Source organism: Leifsonia sp. 2TAF2, from assembly GCF_052115085.1.
Lineage (GTDB): Bacteria > Actinomycetota > Actinomycetes > Actinomycetales > Microbacteriaceae > Leifsonia.
In genome coordinates, this window is sequence record NZ_JBFRFY010000001.1 from 2,149,189 (window position 1) to 2,172,909 (window position 23,721).

Genomic DNA, 23,721 nt, shown 5'->3' on the forward strand with positions numbered 1-23,721 from the left:
GACCCCCTTTCGCTCACCCTACCGGGCGTCCGCCCGGTTACGTCAGTTCCACGACCTCGAATCGGTTCCCGTCGGGATCGTGCGCGGCGAACATCGCGGGGACGCCCGGCCACCGCAGCACCTCGCCGACCTCGCCGCCGCCCCGGACCAGCGCCTCGTGCGCGCGGTCCGCATCCCTCGCCTCGAAACGGATGCCGGTCTCCACCCCCGCCGGCGCCTCGTCCTTCTGCAGGACCAGCGAGACGGTCACCGGCGATCCCGACGCACCGAGCATGATCCAGCGGCCGCCGAGCTGCGGCACCGGCGCATCCACGCGCACCTCCAGCCCCAGGACGTCCCGATAGAACGCGAGTGCCCGATCCTGGTCCGCGACGGGGATGCCGATCGTGCTCACACCGACGATGCCGGCGCCCTCCGTGTCTGTCATGGGCCGTATCCTCCCGCTGTGGACGTCGCATGGGAAGACGGTCATCCGAAGGAGATTCGGGCGGGCTTCTCCTTCGTTCTCCTATGATGCAGGTGTCGAAGGGATGCACATGGCCAGACACAGACGCGAGCAGGAAGCCGAGGAGCAGGCCGCGGCTCAGGCGGAGGCCGCTACAGCAGCCACCGAAGTCGACGACGACTTCGTCGACGCGGATGAAGAACTGGAAGCGGACGAAGAGCCCAACTGACGGCATGCCCGAGGGTTCCTCGAGTCGCCCGACATGCAGAAAACCCCGGCGATCACCGGGGTTTCGACTGGATTTTACTGCTGGGGTACCTGGACTCGAACCAAGAACAACGGTACCAGAAACCGCCGTGTTGCCAATTACACCATACCCCACTGCTCCGGACCACGGCCCGGGCACGAGAACCAACTCTAGCCTACCCGAAGGCCGGACTACAAAACGGCGGCGTCCTCCAGGGCGAGCCCGATGAGGTCGCGGTTGACGGCCGCCGCGACCACCGCGCCGGAGCCCGCCGCGACGATCAGCTGCTGCGGACCGGGGGCCGTCGTCTCCCCCGCGGCGTAGACGCCGGGCAGTGACGTGCGGCCGTGGGCGTCGGTGAGGAGGTAGCCCTCCGAGTCGCTGTCGAGGTCGAGATCCTCCGCGAACGCGAGGGCGGGCGACCAGACGGGACGGAGGAATCCGCCGGCCCGCGCGATGATCGTGCCGTCGTCCATCCGGATGCCGGTCATGACACCCTTCTCCCCCACCACGTCCTCGATCCGGCGGCGCTCGACCCGGGCGCCGAGCCGCGCGAGCGCACCCTCCTCGGCCGCCTCGACGACGTCGGCGCCGTTCGTGAACACGAGGAGGTCGTCCGTCCACTGGGTGAGCAGCAGGGCGCGCTCGGCCAGATCGGACGTCTCGCCGATGAGGGCGAGCGGCTTTCCCGCCGACTCGTACCCGTCGCACTCGATACAGCTGTGCAGTTGGGTCCCGTAGAAGGCGCGCAGGCTCGGGATCGCCGGCATCGTCTCGGTCACGCCCGTCGCGATGAGCACGGTGTCGGTGCGCACGTCGACATCCGCGCCGCCGCGCACCCCGCGGGCGGTGACCCGGAAGCCGTCACCCTCCACGGACACGGCGCCCACCTGCGCGAAGACCACGGACGCGTTCTCGTACGCGTCGACCTCCTCCCGGCCCATGCGTCGCAGCTCGAGTGGCGAGATGCCGTCGCGGGTCAGGAAGCCGTGCGCGAGCAGAGTCGCTGCGTGGCGCGGGCGGTTGCCGTCCACCACCAGCACGCGCCTCCGGGCGCGCGCCAGGTTGAGCGCCGCCGACAGCCCGGCCGGGCCGCCGCCGATGACGACGACCTCGTACGACGAATCGTCGACCATCGCGCCTATCCCAGCGCCGCCGACAGCCGGTCCAGCCGCGCGATCGTCTCGTCCTTGCCGAGGATCTCCATCGACTCGAACAGCGGCGGCGACACCCGGCGACCGGACAGAGCGACCCGCAGCGGGCCGAAGGCGACCCGCGGCTTCAGCCCGAGTCCTTCGATCAGCGCGTCGCGCAGGGCCGACTCGATGCTCTGGTGCGTCCACTCCGACTCGGGAACGAGCTCCAGGGCGCCGAGGGACGCGGCCAGCACCTCGCCGGCGTTGTCCGGAAGGGACGCGCGCGCGTCGTCCTCGATCACGAGGGAGGCCGCATCGGTGAACAGGAAGCCCAGCATCCCGGGCGTCTCCCCCAGCAGTTGGACGCGCTCCTGGACGAGCGGCGCTGCCTTCGTGAGCACCTCGTGCTGGGCGGGCGTCAGCGGCTCCTCGAGCACACCGGCCGCGACCAGGTACGGGATGGTGCGCTCGGCGAAGTCGGCGACATCCAGCAGACGGATGTGGTCGCCGTTGATCGACTCGGCCTTCTTCAGGTCGAAGCGCGCCGGATTCGGATTGACGTCCTGCACGTCGAACGCCGCCACCATCTCTTCCAGCGAGAAGACGTCGCGGTCGTGCGTGAGCGACCAGCCGAGGAGGGCCAGGTAGTTCACCAGCCCCTCGGGGATGAAGCCGCGGTCGCGGTGGTGGAACAGGTTGGAGGAGGGGTCGCGCTTCGACAGCTTCTTGTTGCCCTCGCCCATGACGTACGGGAGGTGACCGAAACGCGGGACGAAGGTCGTGACCCCCGCGTCGATCAGCGCGTGGTACAGCGCGATCTGCCGCGGGGTGGAGGACAGCAGGTCCTCACCGCGCAGCACGTGCGTGATGCCCATGAGGGCGTCATCCACCGGGTTCACGAACGTGTAGAGGGGATGCCCGTTCGGCCGCACGACGACGAAGTCGCTGAACGAACCGGCCTTGAAGGTGATCTCACCGCGCACCAGGTCGTCGAAGCTGAGGTCGTCGTCCGGCACGCGCAGCCGCAGCGCTGGCTCACGGCCCTCTGCGCGGTACGCGGCTTTCTGGTCGTCGGTGAGGTCGCGCTCGAAGTTGTCGTAACCGAGCTTCGGGTCGCGGCCGAGCGAGATGTTGCGGGCCTCGATCTCTTCGGCGGTGGCGAAGCTCTCGTAGATGTGACCGGAGGCACGCAGCCGCTCGATCAGGTCCTGGTAGATGCCGTAGCGCTGCGACTGGCGGTACGGACCGTCGGGGCCGCCCACGTCGATGCCTTCGTCCCAGTCGAGGCGGAGCCAGCGGAGCGCATCCAGGATCTGCTGGTAGCTCTCCTCGCTGTCGCGCGCGGCGTCGGTGTCTTCGATGCGGAAGATCAGCTTGCCGCCGGTGTGGCGCGCGTACGCCCAGTTGAACAGGGCCGTGCGGATGAGGCCGACGTGCGGCGTGCCGGTGGGCGACGGGCAGAACCGCACGCGCACATCGGCGCCTTCGGCGGTGGAGAAGGGGTGAGCGATCGAGTCAGACATACGTCTTCGATCCTACCGGGGAGGCCTCCGTTGGGGACGCGCTACTTCGCGGCGCGCACCGGATTCACGAGCGAACCGACGCCCTCGACCTCCACCTCGACGGTGTCGCCCGGCTTCATCGGCCCGATACCCGACGGCGTCCCGGTCAGGATGACATCCCCCGGCAGCAGCGTGAACACGCTCGACGCGTAGGCGATGATCGACGGGATGTCGTGCACCATGTCCGAGATCGGCGCCTCCTGCTTGAGCTCGCCGTTCAGTCGCGTGCGCAGCATCGCGTCCGGTGCGAGCTCCGTCTCGATGACCGGCCCGAGCGGGCAGAACGTGTCGAAGCCTTTCGCGCGCGTCCATTGCCCGTCCTTCTCCTGCAGGTCGCGGGCGGTCACGTCGTTGGCGACGGTGTAGCCGAAGATGTGCGCAGCGGCGTCCTCGGCGCGGACGTTGCGGGCGATCTTCCCGATCACGACGGCCAGCTCGCCCTCGTAGTCGACCCGCTCCGACTGCGGCGGAACGACGATCGCATCGCCCAGGCCGATGACCGCCGTGTTCGGCTTCAGGAACAGCAGCGGCTCTCCCGGCGCCTCACCGCCCATCTCGGCGGCGTGCTCACGGTAGTTCTTGCCGACGGCGACCACCTTCGAGCGCGGGATGACCGGCGCGAGCAGCGAGCCGACCTTGCCGAGCGGGACGCGCTCCCCCGTCGTGTCGAACCCGGTGAACATCGGGTCGCCGGCGAGCACCACCAGGGCGTCCTCGTCCACGATGCCGTAGTCGATCACCGGCGAGGTCGAGCCGTCGCGGGTATGGCTGAAACGTGCGATCTTCACGCGTTCGAGCCTAGCCCCGAGAGGATGCGCGCGAGGGGTCACCCTCGGCGTAGCCCGAGTGGACCTGGGGGTCGAGCCGGTGGGCAGCGGCCAGTTTCGCGACCAGCGCCGTGAACACATCCCGCTCCTCCGCCGCGAGGGGCGCGAGGAGATCGGCGCTCTGGGTCTCGGCGGCCGCGCGCAGCGTGCCGAGAGCGACGCGCCCCGCTTCTGTCACCTCCAGCCGGTGGTTGCGGCGATCCAGGGGATCGCGGCTCCGCGTCACCAGGCCCGCAGCCTCGAGCGCATCCACCAGAACGACGACCCGGCTGGGAGCGGAGCCCAGTCGCGTCGCCAGCGCTCGCTGGCTCAGCCCGGGTTCTCTGGACAGGATGCGCAACACGCCGGCCGTCGCCGGCGTCAGCCCGGACGGCTTGATCAGCTCGCCGAAACGGGCCGAGGCGAAGGCTCCCAGCTGGGAGACGAGGAACCCGATGCGAGCGGGCCGACTTGAGGTCACACAGCGATCATAGCTCCATTGACAGAATGATTCATAGTATGCATCATTAATGGCATGACCGAAATCAGTCCCTCCCGGAGCCGCCGCTCACAATCGGGCGGCCCGCCGCTCGGCCCGCTGGCGATCGTTGCCTTCGTCCTGACGCTTGCCGGAGTCGCGACGTTGCTGGTGGGAACGGGGTCCGCACCCGACCCGTTCGCCACCCCTCGCGAGGTGACCGCCTGGTACACGCTGAACCCGACGGCGGTGCGCATCGGGGCGCTGCTGACCTTCGGGTCGGCCGTTCCACTCGGGATCTTCGCCGCCACGGTCTACGCACGTCAGTTGCGGCTCGGCGTGCGCGTTCCCGGTCCCGTCATCGGGCTGTACGGCGGGATCGCCGCGTCGTTCGCGCTGCTGACGTCCGCCCTCGTCACCTGGTCGCTCAGCTTCCCGAGCGGACCCGGTGCGGATGCGGTCACCGCCACCCTCGCTCGCCTCGCCTTCGGGTTCGGCGGTGTGGGATATGCCACCGGACTCGGCCTGCTGATGGCCGGTATCGCCGTCCCGGCCTACATCCTCCGCCTGGTCCCCCGCTGGGTCGCCGGCATCGGGCTCGTGCTCGGCGCGCTCGGCGAGCTGTCGTTCCTCACGCTCGCCATCGAGCAGTTGCAGCCGCTGCTACCCATCGTCCGTTTCGGAGGGGGTGCCTGGCTGATCGCCATCGCGTTCCTGCTGCCGGTGAACCGGGCGAAACGCCGGCCGCAGGGCGCAGACGAGGAAGGAATCGGAGCAGAGGGCGAGGACGTGCCGTGAGCACGGCGCTCATCGTCGGCGCCAACGGGCTGATCGGTTCGGCGATCGCCCGTCGGGTGGCCGCGAACTCCGATCGGATGCTCCTCGTCGCCCGCGACGCCACTCAACTGGACGCTCTGGCAGCCGAGCTGCGAGCACACGGGGTGGACGTCACCACGGGCGCGTTCGACGCCGCCGAGCGCGGCGCACCGCGTGGTTTCCTGACCGCGAACGCCGCCGACGGCATCGACATCGCGGTGAACAACGCTGGCATCTCGCATCCGCCGACGCCCTTCGCGGACCTCCCCGAAGACGACGTCGTCCAGATTCTCCGCACGGACCTCACCGGGCTCGCACTGTGTCTGCAGGCGGAGCTGTCCCTGATCCGCGACGGCGGCGCGATCGTGAACGTGTCGTCGACCGCAGGAATCGGCGGGGCACCGGGCATGGGCGCATACGCCGCAGCCAAGCACGGAGTCGTCGGTCTGACCCGCACCGCCGCGCTCGACTATGCCGCCCGCGGCATCCGCGTCAACGCCGTCTGCCCCGGCCCGATCGAATCGGGATCGGTCATGGCGCAGCCCGCTGCGGTCCGTGAGGCCATCGGGTCGTACATCCCGATGCGGCGCATGGGCCGCGCCGACGAGGTGGCGCAGGCCGTCTCCTGGCTGGCCTCCCCGGCGGCGTCCTTCATCACGGGTGTCGCACTTCCCGTCGATGGTGGGAAGACCGCGGCCGCCTGACCCTTTCCCTTCCCCTCACACGAAAGAGACCCCGTGGAACCGTTCCTCCTCCTGCGCGAAGCACTCGTGCTCATCCACCTCATCGGCTTCGCCATGCTGCTCGGCGGCTGGGCGTCGCAGGCGGTCCGCCGCACCTACACCACCACCCTGCTGTTCCGGGTCGGTCTCGGCGTGATGATCGGCTCAGGCCTTCTCCTCGCCATCCCGTTCCCGGCCGGCGTCGAACTGAACTACGTGAAGCTGGCCGTGAAGCTCGTCGTCGCCTTCGCCATCGGTGGGATGTTCGGCGTCGTCATCACGCGAGAGAAGGCCGGGAGGCCGACGGGCGCGGCGTTCTGGAGCATCGGTGGTCTCGCTCTCCTGAACGCGGGCATCGCAGTCTTCTGGCACTGACCGCATGGCGACGAGGCGACGAGCTGACGAGCGTCAGGAGTCCGCGTCCAGCGCAGAGAGGATGCGCGCGAGGGCGGGCGTCGGGATGCCGTGCCGCTCGCCCACGCGGATCAGCGCCCCGCCGAGTGCGTCGAGTTCGCTCGGCGCACCGGCCGCGAGGTCCTCTTGCAGGGAGGTCCGCATCCCGCCCGGGACGCTGCGGAGAGCGCGCACGAGGTCTAGTTCGGAGGCCGGCACACCCTCCGCCGTCGAGCAGGCGGCGACCTCCGAGACGACGGCCTCTGTCAGCTCCGGATCCTCGCTGAGCGCCGCGCCCGCAGGCTGCCGCCAGTACGACGTGAGCAGCGCAAGGGAGGCGAGCAGACGGAACTTCGCCCACAGCACCTCGGCCTCGCTGCCGCCGACCCGCACGCTCGGGCCCGCATCCGTCAGCGCCCGCACGGCCGCGAAGTCCGCCGCGGACTCCGGCACTTCGATGCGGACGAACGGGCTGCGGTGGTCGATGACGGTGGTGGATGCGCGCAGCGCCGACACGGCGACGGACGCGCCTGCGACCGGAATCCCGGGCAGCGCGTCCCACAGCGGACCCATGTGCTCGATCCCGTTGAGGAACGAGATCACCTCCGCGGGGTGCGCAGCGATGATCCCTGGGAGCACGTCCTCCAGTCCGTAGGATTTCGTCGCGAGGATGACGCTCGCACCCTCCGGCACCTCGGTGGCGGCCCTCACCCGCTCGACGCCGTCGCCGAACAGCTCGCTCCGCACCTCGATGCCGTCGCGGTTGATCGCATCCACCGTCGCCGGCCGCCCGACCGCGACGACGTCGTGCCCGGCGCGCTGCAGCAACCACGCGAGCAGTCCGCCGACTGCGCCCGGTCCGACGACCGCGAACACGGCCTCGTCACCGTCCGTCACCGCACACTCCCCTCATCCGCCTCACCGAGGTGCTCGCAGGTGCGCGGTCGCACGGCGTGTCGAGAGCAACTGCGAGCACCTCGCGAACTGGAAACCTAAGCGTCGAGGCGGTACATCCAGTTGTGGCGGTCGCGCTCGCGACCGTACTGGATGTCGGTGAGCTCCTGGCGCAGTGACATGGTCAGCTCGCCCGGAGGGGCCGTGATGTCGCCCACCGTGAACGTGTCCGACTTCAGCTCGCCGATCGGTGTGATGACCGCGGCCGTCCCGCAGGCGAAGACCTCGACGATGTCGCCGGACTCCACGCCGTCGCGCCACTCGTCCAACGTCACCTTGCGGCGCTCCACTGTGTGGCCGCGGTCGCGCGCGAGCTGCAGCACGGAGTCCAGGGTGATGCCCTCGAGGATGCTGTCCGACTCGGGAGTGACGAGGGTGCCGTCCTTGCGGACCAGCACGACGTTCATCCCGCCGAGCTCTTCGAGGTACTTGCCCTCGACCGAGTCGAGGAAGAGCACCTGTGCGCAGCCGTGCTCGTACGCCTCCGCCTGAGGCAGCAAGCTGGAGGCGTAGTTGCCGCCGGTCTTCGCCGCACCCGTGCCGCCCTTCCCTGCACGCGACCAGCGGTCGGACAGCCAGATGGACACCGGAGCGACACCGCTCGGGAAGTACGCGCCCGCGGGGCTGGCGATCAGGTAGTAGGCGACCTTGTTGGCCGGGCGCACGCCGAGGAACGCCTCCTTGGCGAACATGAACGGCCGCAGGTACAGGCTCGTCTCGGCCGCATCCGGAACCCAGTCAGCGTCGACCGCGATCAGCTGCTTGAGCGAGTCGAGGAAGTGCTCCACCGGCAGCTCGGGCAGCGCCAGGCGGTAGGCCGAGCGCTGCATACGCGCGGCGTTCGCCTCCGGGCGGAAGGCCCAGATCGAGCCGTCCTGGTGGCGGTAGGCCTTCAGCCCCTCGAAGATCTCCTGCGCGTAGTGGAACACCGCGGCCGAGGGCTCCAGCTGGATAGGGCCGTACGGCGAGACGCGCGGCCGGTGCCATCCGCCCTTCGCCGACCAGCAGATGTCGACCATGTGGTCGGTGAAGTAGTTGCCGAACCCCGGATCCGCCAGGATCTCCGCACGGGCGGTCGCCTCGCGGGCGGCTTCGTTGCGGCTGACGTTCCAGAGCAGACCCGAGGTCTCGGTGGGTCCGTTGGTGAGAGAGATGCTGGTCGAGGTCATGACTGGTCCTTTACGCGACGGTGAATCAATTCTGCGCCACTCGCGCGGCGATCGCGTCGCCGATCTCGGCGGTCGTTCGCGCAGCGCCCGTGCGGGCGGCGAGGTCGGCGGTCACCGCCTGCTCGACACGCTCGGCGAGCTCCTTCTCGCCGAGGTGGCGGAGCAGGAGCGCGGTGGAGAGGATCGCGGCGGTGGGGTCGGCCTTCTGCTGGCCGGCGATGTCGGGGGCCGATCCGTGAACCGGCTCGAACATGCTCGGAAAGGCCCCGGCCGGGTTGATGTTGCCCGAGGCCGCCAGCCCGATGCCGCCGCTGATCGCGGCCGCGAGGTCGGTGAGGATGTCGCCGAAGAGGTTGTCCGTGACGATCACGTCGAATCTACCAGGATCCGTGACCAGGAAGATGGTCGCCGCATCCACGTGCAGGTAGTCGACCGTCACAGCGGGATGCTCGGCGGCCACCGCATCCACGATCCGCTTCCACAGACCGCCGGAGAAGGTGAGGACGTTCGTCTTGTGCACGAGCGTCAGCTTCCGCCGGCGCTGCTCGGCCTGCTCGAACGCGAACCGCACGACGCGCTCGACGCCGTAGGCGGTGTTCACCGACACTTCGTTGGCGATCTCGTGCTCGGTGCCCTGCCGGATCGCGCCGCCGTTGCCGACGTACGGCCCCTCCGTGCCCTCGCGGACCACGACGAAGTCGACCTCGCCCGGGTTCGCGAGCGGGCTCGCGATGCCCGGAAACAGCGTCGTCGGGCGAAGGTTGACGTAGTGGTCGAGCGAGAAGCGCAGCTTCAGCAGCAGACCACGCTCGATGTTCGCCCCCGCGAGTCGCGGGTCGCCCGGCGTGCCGCCGACGGCGCCGAGCAGGATCGCGTCGTGCGCGGCGATGGCGGCCAGGTCGTCGTCCGTCAGTACGTCACCGGTGGCCAGGTAGCGGTCGGCGCCCAGGGAGAAGTGCGTCTTCTCGAACGACAGGTCGCTGCCATCCACCACCGCGTCGAGCACCTTGACGGCCTCACCGATGACCTCCGGACCGATTCCGTCCCCGGGGATGACGGCGAGTTTGACGGAACGGGACATGGCACTCCTGCGCTGATCGATGGGCGGAATCGGTAGTGCCACCCTATCGCCGCCCCGCGACATCCGGCGGGCGGGCGGGAGCGGTGCGGTCAGGAGCGGCCGCTCAGGAGCGGACGCGACGCAGGGTCACCAGCGCGACGACCGCCGCGGACGCGACGAGCGCTGCACCGATGACGGCCGTCACACCGACACCACTGTCGAAGGCAGCACGCGCCGAGGCCAGCAGCTCGCCGGCGAGCGGACCCGGGAGGCCGCGCGCGATCGTCACGGCCCCGCCGAGGGTCTCCCCCGCCGCATCGGCCTGCGCGGCGGTCAACCCGTCGGGGATGACGAGGGCTGCTCGGTACGACGCGGTGATCAGCGTCCCGAGCGTCGCGGTGCCGAGCACCGCCCCCAGCTCGTACGCCGTCTCCGAGACCGCCGAGGCTGCACCCGCCTTCGCCGCCGGAGCGGTCGAGATCGCGAGCTCGTTCGAGACCGTTTCGGCGGCGCCGATCCCCGCGCCCAGCAGGACGAAGGCGGCGAGGAGCACGCTCCACGGCGCCCCGCCACCGGTCATGGCGACCAGCAGGTAGCCGCCGGCCGACAGCGTCAGGCCGCCGGCGATGACGACGCCCGGGCGGATGCGTCGCGCGATCGGCACCACCACGAGGCTCGCGACGATCATCGTCGCGAGGCCCGGCACGAGCACCATTCCCGCCTGGATGGGCGTCAGGCCGAGCACCAGCTGGAGGTGCTGCGAGACGAAGAACAGGAAGCCGACGAGGGACACCACGCTGAGCAGGTTCACCACGACCGCACCGCTGAACGCCGGACGCGTGAACAGTCGCATGTCGAGCATGGGGATCGGACGCCGCAGCTGACTGCGGACGAACAGCGCACCGCATCCCACGCCCACGGCGATCGCGAGGACAGCGACCGGCGAGAACCCGTCGACGGCGAGCGTCTTGATGCCGTACACGACCGGCGCCATGGTGAGCAGCGACAGCACGATGCCGGGCACATCCACCGGACCGGGCGCCGGGTCGCGCGACTCGCGCACCAGCAGCGGGGCAAGGACGAGCAGCGGGATGAGGACAGGCACGGCCAGCAGGAACACCGAGCCCCACCAGAAGTGCTCCAGCAGCAGGCCGCCGACGATCGGGCCGAGGGCCGACCCCGCGGCGAAGCCGGACGACCAGATTGCGATTGCGAGCCGGCGCTGCTCGCGGTCGGCGAAGACGCCACGGAGCAGCGACAGCGTTGACGGCATGAGCATCGCGCCGAAGACACCGAGCGCGGCACGGGCGGCGATCAGCAGTTCGGCCGTCGGCGCAAACGCCGCCACCGCGGAGACGGCGGCGAAGCCGGTCGCGCCGATGAGGAGCAGGCGGCGGCGGCCGATCCTGTCGCCCAGGCTGCCCATCGCGACGAGCAGGCCCGCGAGCACGAGCGGGTACACGTCGACGATCCACAGCATCCCGGTCGCCGAGGGTTTCAGGGCTTCGGAGATCGCGGGCAGCGCGAAGCTGAGCACCGTGTTGTCGACCGAGACGAGCAGGGTCGGGAGCATGAGGACGCCGAGCGCGAGCCAGCCGCGCGCTCCGGCGCGGGTGGCCGCGGGGGTCGAGAGGGTCGTGGTCGCGGACATGCGATCTACTGTACCGTCCGGACGGTACAGTGGCAAGTGGATGCGGCTAGCATGGCTCTCATGCCGCCCGCTTCCGCATCCGACTCCCCGTCTGCCCGCGACCGCGTGCTCGATGCGTTCGAAGAACTGCTCGCGGAGCAGAGTGAGCGTGCGGCCACGCTCGACGCCGTCGCCGCGCGCGCCGGGGTCTCCAAGGGCGGGCTGCTCTACCACTTCGCCTCCAAGGAGGCGCTCGTGGCGGGCGTGCTCGACCGGTTCGCGGCACTCATCGACGAGGATGTGGCGCGCATGCGGGCGGCCGAGGACGGCCCGGTCGACTACTTCTTGCGCACGTCCATCCCCACCGACTCCCGCTTCGAGCGGGCGGTCGTGGCCATCGCGCGCCTGGCGCAGGCGGCGGACCCGCGGGCGCGCGACGCGCTGGCGAGCGCGCAGCGTCAGTGGCTGGAGGTGCTGCAGGAGGCCGTGGGCGACCCGCTCGTCGCGCGCACGATCATGTTGATCGGCGATGGGATGTACTACAACACCGCGCTGCTGCCTGCGGCCAACAACGTGCTCCGCGACGAGACCGACGTGGACGAGCTGGTCGCCCTCATCCGGCGGTTCGCCGAGGGTCGCTGAGCCTCGCCGAACCCCGCTGGGGCCGGCGGAACCCCGCCGAGTCTCAGGACTCGGTGATGTCGATCTCCTGCATGAGGTCGGCGTCGATCGCGAGCCGCACCTTCTCGAGCAGGCCGTCCGGCACGCGCGAGTCGACCGTGAGGACGCTGAGCGCCTTGCCTCCGGCAGAGGTCCGGGCGATCTGCATGCCCGCGATGTTGATCGCGGCCTCGCCGAACTCACGGCCGTAGACCGCGACGATGCCGGGGCGGTCGTCGTAGACCATGACGACGAGGTGCTCGGCGACCGGCACCTCCACGTCGTAGCCGTTGATGCCGACGATCTTCTCGATCTGCTTCGGGCCGGTCAGCGTGCCGGACACCGAGATCTGCGACCCGTCGCTGAGCGCGCCGCGTAGCGTGATCAGATTGCGGTACTCCTCGCTGACGGAGTCGGTGATCAGGCGAACCTCGATGCCGCGCTGATCCGCGAGCAGCGGCGCGTTCACGTAGGACACGGTCTCGCTGACGATGTTGGTGAAGATGCCCTTGAGCGCGGCGAGCTTCAGCACGCTGACGTCGTAGTCGGCGAGCTCTCCGCGCACCTCCACGTCGACGCTGGTGACCGGGCTGTGGGCGAGACCGGAGAACACCTGGCCGAGCTTCTCGACGAGCGGGATACCGGGGCGCACGTACGGGTCGATGACGCCGCCCGCGACGTTCACCGCGTCGGGTACGAGCTCGCCCGAGAGCGCGAGCCGCACCGAGCGTGCGACGGAGACACCCGCCTTCTCCTGCGCCTCATCCGTAGAGGCGCCCAAGTGCGGCGTGACCACCACGTTGGGGAGCTCGAGGAGCGGCGACTCCTGAGGCGGCTCGGAGACGAACACGTCGAGGCCGGCGCCGGCGATGGTGCCGGTGGTCAGGGCGCGGTACAGCGCATCCTCATCGATGAGGCCGCCGCGCGCCACGTTGACGATGAACGCGGTCGGCTTCATCAGCGCCAGCTGGTCGTCGGAGATCATGCCGGTCGTCTCGGGCGTCTTCGGCATGTGGATGGTGACGAAGTCGGACTGCGCGAGAAGCTCATCCAGCGTCACCAGCTGCACGCCGAGCTGCTGCGCCCGGGCGCTCGTCACGTACGGGTCGTATGCGATGACGTTCGTGCCGAAAGCCTGCACGCGCGCCGTGATCAGGGCCCCGATGCGGCCGAGGCCGATGATGCCGATCGTCTTCTCGTACAGCTCGACGCCCGTGTACTTCGACCGCTTCCACTGGCCCTGCGCGAGTGCGCCGTGCGCCGCCGGGATGTGACGGGCGAGGCTCAGGATGTGGCCGACGGTGAGCTCGGCGGCCGAGATGATGTTGGAGGTCGGAGCATTGACGACCATGACGCCCGCGTTGGTCGCCGACTTGATGTCCACGTTGTCGAGCCCCACACCGGCGCGGGCGATGACCTTCAGGACCGGTGCGGCGGCGATGACCTCGGCGTCGACCTTGGTCGCGGAGCGCACCAGGATGGCGTCCGCGTCCGCGACGGCGGAGAGCAGCGCCGGCCGGTCGGTCCCATCCACCGATCGGACCTCGAAGTCCGGCCCGAGGGCGTCGACGGTGGCGGGCGAGAGTTCTTCGGCGATCAGGACGACCGGCTTTGTCACGTGGCAGATCCTTACGAAAAGCGAGGCTGGCTTGGGAGGGGCGCCACGGTCGGTGGGGCGCGGAACGGGTTAACTCTAGCGGGCGGTCAAGCGCGCTTTTCGCCGCGTTACGCCCGGCTGTGGATGACCGCGCGAGAGGATGGGCTGGTGACGCTTTTCGAGATCGCCCAGCTGATCGTCCGTATCGCCCTGGCCGTGGTGTTCGTGGCGATGGGTGCGCTGCACTTCGTGCCGGGGCCGTCGCGCGGGATGGCGGCGATGGTCCCGCCGGCCCTGCGGGTGGTCCGGCCGAGCATCCTCGTAGCGTTGACCGGCCTCTGCGAACTGGCGGGCGGAGTCGGACTGCTGATCCCGGCGACCCGCGTCGCCGCGGCGATCTGCCTGGCCGTGTTCCTGGTCGCCGTGTTCCCGGCGAACGCCTACGCCGCAGGGAAGACGGACCGCTTCGGTGTGTTCGCCACGCCGCTCGTGCCGCGCGCCATCCTGCAGGTCGTGCTGATCGCGCTCTGCGTCTTCTGCGCCCTGTAGCGGCAGACGGCCCTGTAGCCGCAGACGGTCAGCGCTGCGCCGCCGCCGCCGCGACCGCAGCACGCACCGTCGCCGGATCGGTGATGTCGTAGGCGGCGTCTCCGCCCCCAGGACCGCTGGGCTCGCCCAGCACCGTCTCCCGCGCCGACAGGTGCACAGCGTTGATCCCTCTGGCAGCAAGCGTCGGGATGTCGTCGACGCGCACTCCCCCGCCCGCCATGACCTGCAGACGCCCGGAGACCGCCGTCGACAGAGCCTGCAGCACGTCGGCGCCGTCGATGCTGCGCGCGGCCCCGCCGGAGGTCAGCACGCGCGTCACGCCGAGCTCCGCGAGCGTTTCGGCGGAAGCGACCGGATCGCGCACGACGTCGATCGCCCGGTGGAAGGTCACCTCGAGCCCTTCGGCCGCAGCGACGATCCGCCGGACAGCCTCCAGATCGATCGCGCCGTCGCCGGTCAACGCTCCCACCACGACCCCGGAGGCACCGGCCTCCTGCGCGAAGCGGACGTCGGCGAGGGTCAGGTCGAGCTCGTCGGCGTCGTAGACGAACCCGCCGCCGCGCGGCCGGACGAGCACCTGGACGAAACCGTCGCGCCCGGCATCCCGCGTCTCGGCGACCGCCGCCCGGACGAGACCCGCCGACGGTGTCAGGCCACCCAGGCCGAGGGCGCTGCACAGCTCCACCCGGTCGACGCGCTCCGCGAGGGCGACGCGTACTCCGTCGATGTCCTGAACCGCGATCTCGACGGCGATGCCCATACGGCTCCTGACGCAGAAGGGTGCCGCACGCGTCGCGKGCGGCACCCCGAGACTACTGCGTGGCGCGGGCTGGGATCAGCGCGCGACCTCGCCGTCGACGTAGTCGTCGTCGTTGGATGCGTTCCAGGCGAACAGCTTGCGCAGCTCGCGGCCGGTCGCCTCGATCGGGTGCTCCTCGCCCTTCTTGCGGAGCGCGAGGAACTCCGGCGCGCCCGCATCCTGGTCGGCGATGAAGCGCTTGGCGAAGGTGCCGTCCTGGATGTCGGCGAGCACAGCCTGCATGTTCTCCTTGACGTGCGGGTCGATGACGCGCGGGCCGGAGACGTAGTCGCCGTACTCGGCCGTGTCGGAGACGCTCCAGCGCTGCTTGGCGATGCCGCCCTCCCACATCAGGTCGACGATGAGCTTCAGCTCGTGCAGCACCTCGAAGTAGGCGACCTGCGGTTGGTAGCCGGCCTCGGTCAGGGTCTCGAAGCCGTACTGGACGAGCTGCGAGACACCGCCGCAGAGCACGGCCTGCTCGCCGAACAGGTCGGTCTCCGTCTCCTCGGTGAAGGTGGTCTTGATACCGCCGGCGCGGAGGCCGCCGATCGCCTTCGCGTACGAGAGGACGAGCGGCCAGGCGTTGCCCGACGAGTCCTTCTCGACCGCGACGATCACGGGGACGCCGCGGCCGGCCTCGTACTCGCGGCGCACGGTGTGCCCAGGGCCCTTCGGCGCGACCATGATCACGTCGACGCCCTCGGGCGCCTCGATGTAGCCGAAACGGATGTTGAACCCGTGGCCGAAGACGAGGGCGTCGCCGTCCTTCAGGTTGTCCTTGATGTCGTCGGCGTACAGGTGACGCTGCACCTGGTCCGGTGCGAGGATCACGATGACGTCGGCCCAGGCGGCCGCGTCGCCAGCGCTGAGGACGCGGAAGCCCGCCTCCTCGGCCTTGGGCTTCGACTTCGAGCCCTCCTTGAGGCCGATGACGACCTCGACGCCCGAGTCGCGGAGGTTCTGCGCGTGCGCGTGACCCTGCGAGCCGTAGCCGATGACGGCGACCTTCTTGCCCTGGATGATCGAGAGGTCCGCGTCGTTGTCGTAATAGATCTCAGCCACTGGTGCTTCTCCTTGCTGGTTGGTTCGTGGGTCTTCTAGTTTTTGAAAACGCGCTCGGTGATGGACTTGCCGCCGCGGCCGATCGCGAGGAGGCCCGACTGGGCCATCTCCTTGATGCCGTACGGTTCGAGCACCTTGAGCAGCGCCTGGGTCTTGCCGCTGTCGCCGGTGACCTCGATCACGAGCGCGTCGGTCGCGACATCGACGACGCGGGCGCGGAAGAGGTTCACCGCTTCAAGCACCTGCGAGCGGGTGGAGTTGTCCACCCGTACCTTGATCAGCAGGTGCTCGCGCTGCACCGACTGCGACGGTTCGAGCTCGACGATCTTGATGACGTTGATCAGCTTGTTCAGCTGCTTGGTCACCTGCTCGAGCGGGAGCTCCTCGACGTCGACGACGACGGTGATGCGCGACAGGCCGTCGACCTCACTGGTACCCACCGCGAGCGAGTGGATATTGAAGCCGCGACGGGCGAACAGCCCCGCCACGCGCGTCAGCAGACCGGGCTTGTCCTCCACGAGGAGGCTCAGAACGTGCGTGCTCATGGTCACTCCCCTCCGAACGACGGGCTGTGGTCGCGGGCGTACTGGACGTAGCTGTTGCTGACGCCCTGCGGCACCATCGGCCACACCATCGCGTCGGCGCTCACGACGAAGTCGATGACGACCGGACGGTCGTTGGTCTCCAGCGCCAGCTGGATCGCCGCATCCACCTCTTCCTCCTTCGTGACGCGGATGCCGAGGGCGCCGTACGCCTCCGCCAGCTTCACGAAGTCGGGGACGCGCACGGTGTCGTGACCGGTGTTCAGGTCGGTGTTCGAGTAGCGGCCGTCGTAGAAGAGGGTCTGCCACTGCCGCACCATGCCGAGCGACGAGTTGTTGATGATCGCGACCTTGATCGGGATGTTGTTGATCGTGCAGGTGGCGAGCTCCTGATTGGTCATCTGGAAGCATCCATCGCCGTCGATCGCCCACACCGTGCGGTCCGGCTGCGAGACCTTCGCACCCATCGCCGCGGGCACCGCGTAGCCCATCGTGCCGGCTCCGCCGGAGTTGAGCCACGAGTTGGGGCGCTCGTACTTGATGAACTGCGCCGCCCACATCTGGTGCTGGCCGACGCCGGCGGCGTAGACGCCTTCCGGCCCGGTCAGCTCGCCGATGCGCTGGATGACGTACTGCGGGGCGAGCAGCCCGTCGGTGGTGGCCGAGTAGCCGAGCGGGAACTCCTCGCGGAGCCCGTTCAGGTACGTCCACCATTCGACGGTGTCGGGCGTGGTCGCCCGGATCGCCTCCTGGTACGCAGCGGTCAGATCGACGATGACATCCTTGGCATCGCCGACGATAGGGACGTCGGCGACTCGGATCTTGGAGATCTCGGCGGGGTCGACGTCGACGTGCACGATCTTCGCGTTGGGTGCGAACAGGGAGGTGTTGCCCGTCACGCGGTCATCGAACCGCGCGCCGAGGGAGATGATCAGGTCGGCCTCCTGCAGCGACAGCACCGCGGGCACCGTCCCGTGCATGCCGGGCATGCCGAGGTGCTGCTTGTGCGTGTCGGGGAACGCGCCGCGGGCGGTGAGCGTCGTCACCACGGGTGCGCCTGTCGCCTCGGCGAGTTCCAGGAGCTCCTGCGAAGCGCGGGCGCGGATGACGCCGCCGCCGACGTAGAGCACCGGCTTCTTGGCCTCGGCGAGCAGCTGGGCGGCCGCGAGGACCTGCTTGCCGTGCGCCTTGGTGATCGGGCGGTAGCCGGGCAGATCGACCTTGGGCGGCCAGATGAACGGCGCCGAGTTCTGCTGCGCGTCCTTGGTGATGTCGACGAGCACCGGACCCGGACGCCCGGTTCCGGCGATGTGGTACGCCGCGGCGATCGTCGAGGGGATGTCCTCGACGTCCTTCACCAGGAACGAGTGCTTCGTGATCGGCATGGTGATGCCGACGATGTCGGCCTCCTGGAACGCGTCCGTGCCCATGAGCGTGGAGAACACCTGACCGGTGATGAACACGACGGGGACGGAGTCCATGTGCGCGTCCATGATGGCAGTGACGAGGTTCGTCGCGCCGGGACCGGAGGTCGCCATGGCGACCCCGACCTTGTTGCTCGCGACCGCGTAGCCTTCGGCGGCGTGACCGCCGCCCTGCTCGTGGCGGACGAGGACGTGACGGATCCGCGTGGAGTCCATGATCGCGTCGTAGATGGGGAGGATGGCACCGCCGGGGAGCCCGAAGACGTCGGTGACGCCGAGGAGCTCGAGGGTGCGGACGACCGACTGGGAGCCGGTCAGATTCTCGGGCGACGCCTTACCGGGCGCCGCGGACGGCAACACACTGCTGGGGGTTGCATCCGTGGACATGCGTGTGATCAGTCCCTTACATAGGAAGAGTGGATGGTGTCGGCGACGTTCAGCCCGTGACCGCGCCTTCGGCTGCGGAGCGCACGAGCTTGGAGAACTTCGCGAGAACGCCACGGGTATAGCGCGGAGGAAGAGGCGCCCAGCCTTCACGGCGGGCGGTCAGCTCTGACTCGTCGACAAGTAGGTCGAGGGAGCGAGCCGCGATATCGACCCGTATCAGATCACCATCGCGCACGAAGGCGATGGGACCTGCGTCCACCGCTTCGGGTGCTATGTGGCCGATGCACAGGCCGGTTGTGCCGCCTGAGAATCGTCCGTCCGTCAATAGTAGTACATCCTTGCCGAGGCCTGCGCCCTTGATGGCGGCGGTGATGGCGAGCATCTCGCGCATCCCCGGACCGCCCTTGGGGCCCTCGTACCGGATGATGACGACGTCGCCCGCGTAGATGCGGCCCTCGGTCAGCGCGTCCATCGCTTCCCGCTCGCGCTCGAACACGCGAGCAGGGCCCTCGAACACCTCGGCGTCGAAGCCGGCCGTCTTGACGACGGCGCCGTCCGGCGCGAGCGAGCCCTTGAGGATGGTGATGCCGCCGGTGGGGTGGATGGGGTTGTCGAGCGTCCGCATCACCTCGCCGTCGGGTGCAGGCGGGTTGATCTCGGCCAGGTTCTCGGCCACCGTCTTGCCGGTCACCGTCAGGCAGTCGCCGTGGAGCAGGCCCGCGTCGAGCAGGGCCTTCATGACGACCGGGACGCCGCCGTGGCGGTCGACGTCGTTCATGACGTACTTGCCGAACGGCTTCAGGTCGCCGATGTGCGGGATCTTGTCGCCGATCCGGTTGAAGTCGTCGATCGTCAGGTCGACCTCGGCCTCGTGCGCGATGGCGAGCAGGTGCAGGACGACGTTGGTCGAGCCGCCGAATGCCATGGCGACCGCGATGGCGTTCTCGAACGCCTTCTTGGTGAGGATGTCGCGAGCGGTGATGCCCTTGCGGAGCAGGTTCACGACGGCCTCGCCGGAGCGATGCGCGTAGTAGTCACGGCGACGGTCGGCCGACGGCGGCGCTGCCGAGCCCGGGAGGCTCATCCCGAGCGCCTCGGCGACGGAAGCCATGGTGTTCGCCGTGTACATGCCGCCGCAGGCGCCCTCACCCGGAGCGATGGCGCACTCGATGCGCTTGAGGTCTTCCTCGCTCATCTTGCCGGCCTTGCACGCGCCGACCGCCTCGAAGGAGTCGATGATCGTGACGTCCTTCTCGGTGCCGTCGGAGAGCTTCACCCAGCCGGGCGCGATGGACCCGGCGTAGAGGAACACGGCCGAGAGATCCAGCCGGGCCGCTGCCATCAGCATGCCGGGGAGCGATTTGTCGCAGCCCGCGAGGAGCACGGTGCCGTCGAGGCGCTCGGCCATCATCACGGTCTCGACCGAGTCGGCGATGACCTCGCGCGACACGAGCGAGAAGTGCATCCCCTCGTGGCCCATCGAGATGCCGTCGGAGACGGAGATGGTGCCGAACTGGAGCGGATAGCCGCCCCCGGCGTGCACGCCCTCCTTCGCGCCCTGCGCAAGGCGGTCGAGCGAGAGGTTGCAGGGGGTGATCTCGTTCCACGAGCTGGCGATGCCGATCTGCGGCTTCTCCCAGTCTTCGTCACCCATTCCGACGGCGCGGAGCATACCGCGGCTGGTGGTGGCTTCGATCCCGTCCGTGACGACGCGCGAACGCGGCTTCCAATCGACTTCTGGCATGGAACAACTCTAGGACGTCTCGAATGCCACTCGGACCATGCGTCCCGCACCCGTGGAGAACGGCCGCCGGCGTCAGGCTGTGGGCGACTTCAGGCCGTGGACGACTTCAGGTGCGCCTCGCGCGCCTGCGCGAGCAGCCCCAGCAACGTCGCGATCGCGCGCTCGTCCGCGACGCGGTACTGCGCCGCGGTCTCCCCCGCGCCGACCTTGATGCCGACGTCTCCCTGCGCGGGGCGCAGCACGGTGAAGCCGTCCTCGTCGGTGACGTCGTCACCGGCGAACAGCACGGCGGTCGCCTTCGTGTACTCGCGCAGCCGCTCGACGCCGTCGCCCTTGTTCGCGCCGCGCACCGAGAACTCGATGATGTCCTTGCCGTCCCGGATCGTCAGCTCGGGGCTCACCGCTGCAGCCGCCTCACGCGCACGGGCGACGACCTCCGCACCGCGCTCCCCCGCCACGCGCCGGTAGTGCACGCCGAACCCGACCGGCTTCGTCTCGAGCTTGGTCTCCGGGATGCTGTCCACCAGCGCCTGCAGCGCCTCGCCCAGCCGGCGCAGGGTGTCCTGCTCGTCGTCTGTCAGATCGAGCGAGACGCCATCGCGGCCGAAGCGGATCTCGACGCCGTGCGAGCCGATCAGCAGCGCATCCTCGTCGGCCTCGGTCACCAGCTCCAGGCTGGAAAGCGGGCGGCCGGAGACGTACGCCACCCAGGTGTTCGCCAGATGCTCCAGGCGGTCGAGCGCCGCCTTCGACTCGGGCAGCGCCCGGGCGCCCCGCGGGACGTCGACGAAGGGCGCGAGCGTCCCGTCGAAGTCGAGGGCGAGCAGCAGCCGGTCGGCGGTCGCCAGCTTCTGCAGGGCGGAGGCGAGAGCGACGGCGGATGCGGGCGGCAGGTGCGAAGCGGTGTGAGTCATACGTCTTTCAGAACAGTAATAAGGAAATCAGCGCCGGTTGACGGGCGGGTCCTGCAACGGGTGGTCGCCGTGGGCGCTGCGGGTGAGGGCATCGAGGAAGGACGCCGACCAGCGCGCCACGTCGTTGGTGAGCACCTTCTTGCGCAGGGCGCGCATCCGGCGGGTGCGGTCGCGCTTGGGCATCGCGAGCGCCTGCATCACGGCATCTTTGAGGCCCTCGATGTCGTGCGGGTTGATCAGCAGCGCCTGGCGGAGCTCGTCCGAGGCGCCCGCGAACTCGCTGAGCACGAGCACGCCGTCCTCATCCACCCGGGTTGCGACATACTCCTTCGCGACCAGGTTCATGCCGTCGCGCAGCGCTGTCACCAGCATCACGTCGGCCGCGAGGTAGAGCGCGACCATCTCCTCACGGGGGTAGCCGTGGTGGAGGTACGCGATGGCGGTGTGGCCGAGCGTCGAGTAGTCGCCGTTGATGCGGCCGACAGTCAGTTCGATCTCATCCCGGAGCTGCCGGTACGTCTCGACCCGCTCCCGGCTGGGGCTGGCGACCTGGACGAGGGTGACGTCCTCTGCCTTCACCCTGTCCTCTGCGAGGAGTTCGCCGAACGCGGCGAGGCGGTGGCCGATCCCCTTCGTATAGTCGAGCCGGTCGACGCCGAGCATGATCTTCTCGGGGTTGCCGAGTTCTTCGCGGATCTCCTGGGCGCGCGCCTGGATCTCGGGACGGCGGGCGAGCTCCTGGTACTGCTCCGCGTCGATCGAGATCGGGAACGCCCGGGCGAGGACGGTGCGCACCAGGCCGCCGCGGCGGTCCGTGGTGACGTGGCGGTGGGAGCCGGCCTCCGGATCGTCGGTGTCGATCGGCACCTCGATGATCGGCCCGCGCGTCTCGAAGCCCTTCAGGCGGCGGACGGCGCGGGAGAAGTTGCCGGCGTCGGCGACGCGCTGGAAGCCGATGACGTCGGCGCCGAGCAGTCCGTCGATGATCTGGCGCCGCCACGGCAGCTGCGAGTAGATGCCGTACGGCGGGAACGGGATGTGGTTGAAGAACCCGATCACGAGGTCCGGCCGCAGCTCGCGCAGCATCGCGGGGACCAGCTGCAGCTGGTAGTCGTGCACCCAGACCACCGCACCGGGCGCGGAGGCGGACGCCGCAGCCTGCGCGAACCTGCGGTTGACCTTCACGTACGTCTCCCACCACTCGCGGTGGTAGCTCGGCTGCGCGATGACGTCGTGGTAGAGCGGCCAGAGGGTGTCGTTGGAGAAGCCCTCGTAGTACTCCTGCAGGTCCTGCTCGGAGAGCGGCACCGGGAGGATGTTGATCCCGCCGGCCTCGAACGGCTCCACCTCTTCGTCCGAGACGCCCGCCCAGCCGACCCAGATGCCGTCCTGCGACCGCATCATCGGCTCCAGGGCCGCGACGAGGCCGCCCGGTGAGGGCCGCCAGTCGGCGTTTCCGTCCTCGTCGAGCACCCGGTCCACGGGCAGCCGGTTGGACACGATGACCAGGTCGTACGTGTCGTCTTCCGTGTCGGTGATGGTCGCGTTCGTCGCGTTCGTCGTCGTCGAGTCAGGCTTCGCGGTGATGGTGGGTCAACTCCCTCAGGGGGTCGCGGTGGACATCTGCCAGGGTACCAGCGTCCTCCAACCCCGCCCGGGGCGAGGGCCGCGCTACTGCGCCTTCCCGAGCAGCTGGATGAGTCTGCTCGCGTACTCGGCATAGCCCGCAGCCGTCGGATGGAAGACGTCCGGACCGGTGGTGTTCAGCCAGGGCCGGCGGTCGCCGATCGCGTGCCCGGCGAAGTCGACGGGCAGGTACTCCATCGGCTTGCCGTCGGCCCGCTGCTCGTCGACCGCCTGGCGGATCACCTCGTTCAGCCCGAGCGTCGCGGCGTTGAGCGCGGCGGCGGTTCCGAAATCGGGCGCGTTGGGATCCGACGAGTCGTAGAGCAGCGTGTAGCCGGTGACGACGATGCGGGCGTTCGGCGCCGCCTGTGCGATGGCACTGTAGACGGTGTCCAGCCGGTCGGGCAGAACGTTCAGGAGGGACAGCGCAGCGGTGACCTCGTTCCGGCAGGCGGCCGCCTTGCCCGCCGCGCAGTCGCCGGCGATGGCCGCCACACCCAGGTCGTTGCCGCCGATGCTCACCGTGACGAGGTCGGTCCGGTCGTCGAGCGCGATCAGCTGGTGCTTCAGCAGGTCGGACGTGGTGGCGCCAGCGCACGCGGCGTTGACGACCAGGTCGATGCCGGCTTTGCGGGCGAACACCGGCGGGTACGCGGCGGGACTCAGCCGGCACTTCCCCTGCTCGTCACCGCCGCCCATCCCGGCCGCGAACGAGTCGCCGACGGCGACATAGCGGGTGGATGCGGTCAGGGGCTCCTTCGGGAACGGGTCGGGAGCGGCGGTCGGCGTCGGCGCGGCCGTCGCCGCGCCGCGTGGAGGCTCCGCGCTTCCGGGCGACGCAGAACACGCCGTCAGGAGTGCCAGGACCGCAGCCGACGCGAGCAGCGCGGCGGCGCGGAACGCTCGGGGCACGCGCGGCGCGCGTGGGTTGCGGGATGCTTCGGGTCGCATCCCTCAAACAGTAGTGGCCGACGCTTGGTGAACGCTCAAACGGTC

General features: G+C 69.6%; 24 protein-coding genes and 1 tRNA gene. 6 read left to right on the forward strand and 19 right to left on the reverse strand.

Features of this window, described 5'->3' with window-relative positions:
- Positions 1–37 precede the first annotated feature (37 nt).
- The gene (locus AB4Z18_RS10365; RefSeq protein ID WP_441782595.1) at positions 38–427 is read right to left on the reverse strand and encodes a VOC family protein; all 390 of its coding nucleotides are present in this window, start codon (positions 425–427) and stop codon (positions 38–40) included.
- Positions 428–536: 109 nt separating this feature from the next.
- Here AB4Z18_RS10365 and AB4Z18_RS10370 point away from each other — a divergent pair, with 109 nt between their 5' ends.
- Positions 537–674 carry a hypothetical protein gene (locus AB4Z18_RS10370; RefSeq protein WP_441782596.1) on the forward strand — a complete coding sequence of 46 codons (138 nt, stop codon included), beginning with the start codon at positions 537–539 and terminating at the stop codon, positions 672–674.
- Positions 675–754: 80 nt separating this feature from the next.
- Here the strand turns inward: AB4Z18_RS10370 and AB4Z18_RS10375 are convergent.
- The 5 genes from AB4Z18_RS10375 to AB4Z18_RS10395 form a co-directional block, all read right to left on the reverse strand.
- A tRNA-Gln gene (locus AB4Z18_RS10375) sits at positions 755–826 on the reverse strand.
- Between the two features lie 57 nt (positions 827–883).
- The gene (locus tag AB4Z18_RS10380) at positions 884–1,828 is read right to left on the reverse strand and encodes an NAD(P)/FAD-dependent oxidoreductase (protein WP_441782597.1); all 945 of its coding nucleotides are present in this window, start codon (positions 1,826–1,828) and stop codon (positions 884–886) included.
- A 5-nt stretch (positions 1,829–1,833) separates the two neighbouring features.
- On the reverse strand, positions 1,834–3,351 hold the full coding sequence (gltX, locus tag AB4Z18_RS10385; RefSeq protein ID WP_441782598.1) for a glutamate--tRNA ligase: 1,518 nt from the start codon (positions 3,349–3,351) through the stop codon (positions 1,834–1,836).
- A gap of 41 nt (positions 3,352–3,392) precedes the next feature.
- Positions 3,393–4,178, reverse strand: coding sequence for a fumarylacetoacetate hydrolase family protein (locus tag AB4Z18_RS10390; RefSeq protein WP_441782599.1), 786 nt, complete (start codon positions 4,176–4,178; stop codon positions 3,393–3,395).
- 10 nt (positions 4,179–4,188) lie between these two features.
- A complete protein-coding gene (locus AB4Z18_RS10395; protein WP_441782600.1) occupies positions 4,189–4,677 on the reverse strand; it encodes a MarR family winged helix-turn-helix transcriptional regulator in 489 nt (162 codons plus the stop codon).
- Positions 4,678–4,731: 54 nt separating this feature from the next.
- Between AB4Z18_RS10395 and AB4Z18_RS10400 the strand changes: the two genes are divergently transcribed.
- Genes AB4Z18_RS10400 through AB4Z18_RS10410 form a run of 3 tightly spaced genes read left to right on the forward strand, consistent with a single transcriptional unit; the run spans position 4,732 to position 6,587 of the window.
- Positions 4,732–5,472, forward strand: a complete 741-nt coding sequence (locus AB4Z18_RS10400; RefSeq protein WP_441782601.1) for a hypothetical protein — start codon at positions 4,732–4,734, stop codon at positions 5,470–5,472.
- Complete coding sequence (locus AB4Z18_RS10405; RefSeq protein ID WP_441782602.1) at positions 5,469–6,194, forward strand: SDR family NAD(P)-dependent oxidoreductase; 726 nt, start codon at positions 5,469–5,471, stop codon at positions 6,192–6,194. Before AB4Z18_RS10400 ends, AB4Z18_RS10405 begins: the two co-directional genes overlap by 4 nt.
- A gap of 33 nt (positions 6,195–6,227) precedes the next feature.
- Entirely contained in the window at positions 6,228–6,587 is a 360-nt protein-coding gene (locus tag AB4Z18_RS10410) for a Fe-S protein (protein WP_441782603.1), read from the forward strand.
- A gap of 33 nt (positions 6,588–6,620) precedes the next feature.
- On the opposite strand, the gene AB4Z18_RS10415 is transcribed toward AB4Z18_RS10410, so the two are convergent.
- The 4 genes from AB4Z18_RS10415 to AB4Z18_RS10430 form a co-directional block, all read right to left on the reverse strand.
- Positions 6,621–7,502, reverse strand: a complete 882-nt coding sequence (locus AB4Z18_RS10415) for a ketopantoate reductase family protein (RefSeq protein WP_441782604.1) — start codon at positions 7,500–7,502, stop codon at positions 6,621–6,623.
- A gap of 95 nt (positions 7,503–7,597) precedes the next feature.
- Positions 7,598–8,728: a branched-chain amino acid aminotransferase gene (locus tag AB4Z18_RS10420; RefSeq protein ID WP_441782605.1), complete on the reverse strand. Its 1,131-nt coding sequence runs from the start codon at positions 8,726–8,728 to the stop codon at positions 7,598–7,600.
- Positions 8,729–8,753: 25 nt separating this feature from the next.
- The gene (locus AB4Z18_RS10425) at positions 8,754–9,809 is read right to left on the reverse strand and encodes a 3-isopropylmalate dehydrogenase (protein ID WP_441782606.1); all 1,056 of its coding nucleotides are present in this window, start codon (positions 9,807–9,809) and stop codon (positions 8,754–8,756) included.
- A 103-nt stretch (positions 9,810–9,912) separates the two neighbouring features.
- Positions 9,913–11,439: an MFS transporter gene (locus AB4Z18_RS10430; protein WP_441782607.1), complete on the reverse strand. Its 1,527-nt coding sequence runs from the start codon at positions 11,437–11,439 to the stop codon at positions 9,913–9,915.
- A 60-nt stretch (positions 11,440–11,499) separates the two neighbouring features.
- Between AB4Z18_RS10430 and AB4Z18_RS10435 the strand changes: the two genes are divergently transcribed.
- The gene (locus tag AB4Z18_RS10435) at positions 11,500–12,060 is read left to right on the forward strand and encodes a TetR family transcriptional regulator (protein ID WP_441782608.1); all 561 of its coding nucleotides are present in this window, start codon (positions 11,500–11,502) and stop codon (positions 12,058–12,060) included.
- Positions 12,061–12,103: 43 nt separating this feature from the next.
- Here the strand turns inward: AB4Z18_RS10435 and serA are convergent, their stop codons facing one another.
- A complete protein-coding gene (serA, locus tag AB4Z18_RS10440; protein ID WP_441782609.1) occupies positions 12,104–13,696 on the reverse strand; it encodes a phosphoglycerate dehydrogenase in 1,593 nt (530 codons plus the stop codon).
- Between the two features lie 147 nt (positions 13,697–13,843).
- On the opposite strand from serA, the gene AB4Z18_RS10445 reads away from it, so the two are divergent.
- Positions 13,844–14,224, forward strand: a complete 381-nt coding sequence (locus tag AB4Z18_RS10445) for a DoxX family protein (protein ID WP_441782610.1) — start codon at positions 13,844–13,846, stop codon at positions 14,222–14,224.
- 28 nt (positions 14,225–14,252) lie between these two features.
- On the opposite strand, the gene AB4Z18_RS10450 is transcribed toward AB4Z18_RS10445, so the two are convergent.
- The 8 genes from AB4Z18_RS10450 to AB4Z18_RS10485 form a co-directional block, all read right to left on the reverse strand.
- A complete protein-coding gene (locus AB4Z18_RS10450; protein ID WP_441782611.1) occupies positions 14,253–14,984 on the reverse strand; it encodes a copper homeostasis protein CutC in 732 nt (243 codons plus the stop codon).
- A gap of 75 nt (positions 14,985–15,059) precedes the next feature.
- A complete protein-coding gene (gene ilvC, locus AB4Z18_RS10455) occupies positions 15,060–16,088 on the reverse strand; it encodes a ketol-acid reductoisomerase (protein WP_441782612.1) in 1,029 nt (342 codons plus the stop codon).
- A gap of 35 nt (positions 16,089–16,123) precedes the next feature.
- Positions 16,124–16,633: an acetolactate synthase small subunit gene (gene ilvN / locus AB4Z18_RS10460; RefSeq protein ID WP_441782613.1), complete on the reverse strand. Its 510-nt coding sequence runs from the start codon at positions 16,631–16,633 to the stop codon at positions 16,124–16,126.
- Positions 16,634–16,635: 2 nt separating this feature from the next.
- A complete protein-coding gene (locus tag AB4Z18_RS10465) occupies positions 16,636–18,441 on the reverse strand; it encodes an acetolactate synthase large subunit (RefSeq protein ID WP_441782614.1) in 1,806 nt (601 codons plus the stop codon).
- Positions 18,442–18,490: 49 nt separating this feature from the next.
- Positions 18,491–20,185, reverse strand: a complete 1,695-nt coding sequence (ilvD, locus tag AB4Z18_RS10470) for a dihydroxy-acid dehydratase (RefSeq protein ID WP_410781350.1) — start codon at positions 20,183–20,185, stop codon at positions 18,491–18,493.
- A gap of 89 nt (positions 20,186–20,274) precedes the next feature.
- Complete coding sequence (gene otsB / locus AB4Z18_RS10475; RefSeq protein WP_441782615.1) at positions 20,275–21,099, reverse strand: trehalose-phosphatase; 825 nt, start codon at positions 21,097–21,099, stop codon at positions 20,275–20,277.
- Between the two features lie 27 nt (positions 21,100–21,126).
- Positions 21,127–22,599, reverse strand: coding sequence for an alpha,alpha-trehalose-phosphate synthase (UDP-forming) (gene otsA / locus AB4Z18_RS10480; RefSeq protein WP_441782616.1), 1,473 nt, complete (start codon positions 22,597–22,599; stop codon positions 21,127–21,129).
- Between the two features lie 171 nt (positions 22,600–22,770).
- A complete protein-coding gene (locus AB4Z18_RS10485) occupies positions 22,771–23,676 on the reverse strand; it encodes an SGNH/GDSL hydrolase family protein (RefSeq protein ID WP_441782617.1) in 906 nt (301 codons plus the stop codon).
- Positions 23,677–23,721 lie beyond the last annotated feature (45 nt).

Bases quoted from the DNA above. Each gene is read 5' to 3' on its own strand.
- AB4Z18_RS10365 (WP_441782595.1), bottom strand. From the start codon at position 427: ATGACAGACACGGAGGGCGCCGGCATCGTCGGTGTGAGCACGATCGGC.
- AB4Z18_RS10370 (WP_441782596.1), top strand. From the start codon at position 537: ATGGCCAGACACAGACGCGAGCAGGAAGCCGAGGAGCAGGCCGCGGCT.
- AB4Z18_RS10380 (WP_441782597.1), bottom strand. From the start codon at position 1,828: ATGGTCGACGATTCGTCGTACGAGGTCGTCGTCATCGGCGGCGGCCCG.
- gltX (WP_441782598.1), bottom strand. From the start codon at position 3,351: ATGTCTGACTCGATCGCTCACCCCTTCTCCACCGCCGAAGGCGCCGAT.
- AB4Z18_RS10400 (WP_441782601.1), top strand. From the start codon at position 4,732: ATGACCGAAATCAGTCCCTCCCGGAGCCGCCGCTCACAATCGGGCGGC.
- AB4Z18_RS10420 (WP_441782605.1), bottom strand. From the start codon at position 8,728: ATGACCTCGACCAGCATCTCTCTCACCAACGGACCCACCGAGACCTCG.
- AB4Z18_RS10425 (WP_441782606.1), bottom strand. From the start codon at position 9,809: ATGTCCCGTTCCGTCAAACTCGCCGTCATCCCCGGGGACGGAATCGGT.
- AB4Z18_RS10430 (WP_441782607.1), bottom strand. From the start codon at position 11,439: ATGTCCGCGACCACGACCCTCTCGACCCCCGCGGCCACCCGCGCCGGA.
- AB4Z18_RS10435 (WP_441782608.1), top strand. From the start codon at position 11,500: ATGCCGCCCGCTTCCGCATCCGACTCCCCGTCTGCCCGCGACCGCGTG.
- AB4Z18_RS10450 (WP_441782611.1), bottom strand. From the start codon at position 14,984: ATGGGCATCGCCGTCGAGATCGCGGTTCAGGACATCGACGGAGTACGC.
- ilvN (WP_441782613.1), bottom strand. From the start codon at position 16,633: ATGAGCACGCACGTTCTGAGCCTCCTCGTGGAGGACAAGCCCGGTCTG.
- AB4Z18_RS10465 (WP_441782614.1), bottom strand. From the start codon at position 18,441: ATGTCCACGGATGCAACCCCCAGCAGTGTGTTGCCGTCCGCGGCGCCC.
- ilvD (WP_410781350.1), bottom strand. From the start codon at position 20,185: ATGCCAGAAGTCGATTGGAAGCCGCGTTCGCGCGTCGTCACGGACGGG.
- otsB (WP_441782615.1), bottom strand. From the start codon at position 21,099: ATGACTCACACCGCTTCGCACCTGCCGCCCGCATCCGCCGTCGCTCTC.
- AB4Z18_RS10485 (WP_441782617.1), bottom strand. From the start codon at position 23,676: ATGCGACCCGAAGCATCCCGCAACCCACGCGCGCCGCGCGTGCCCCGA.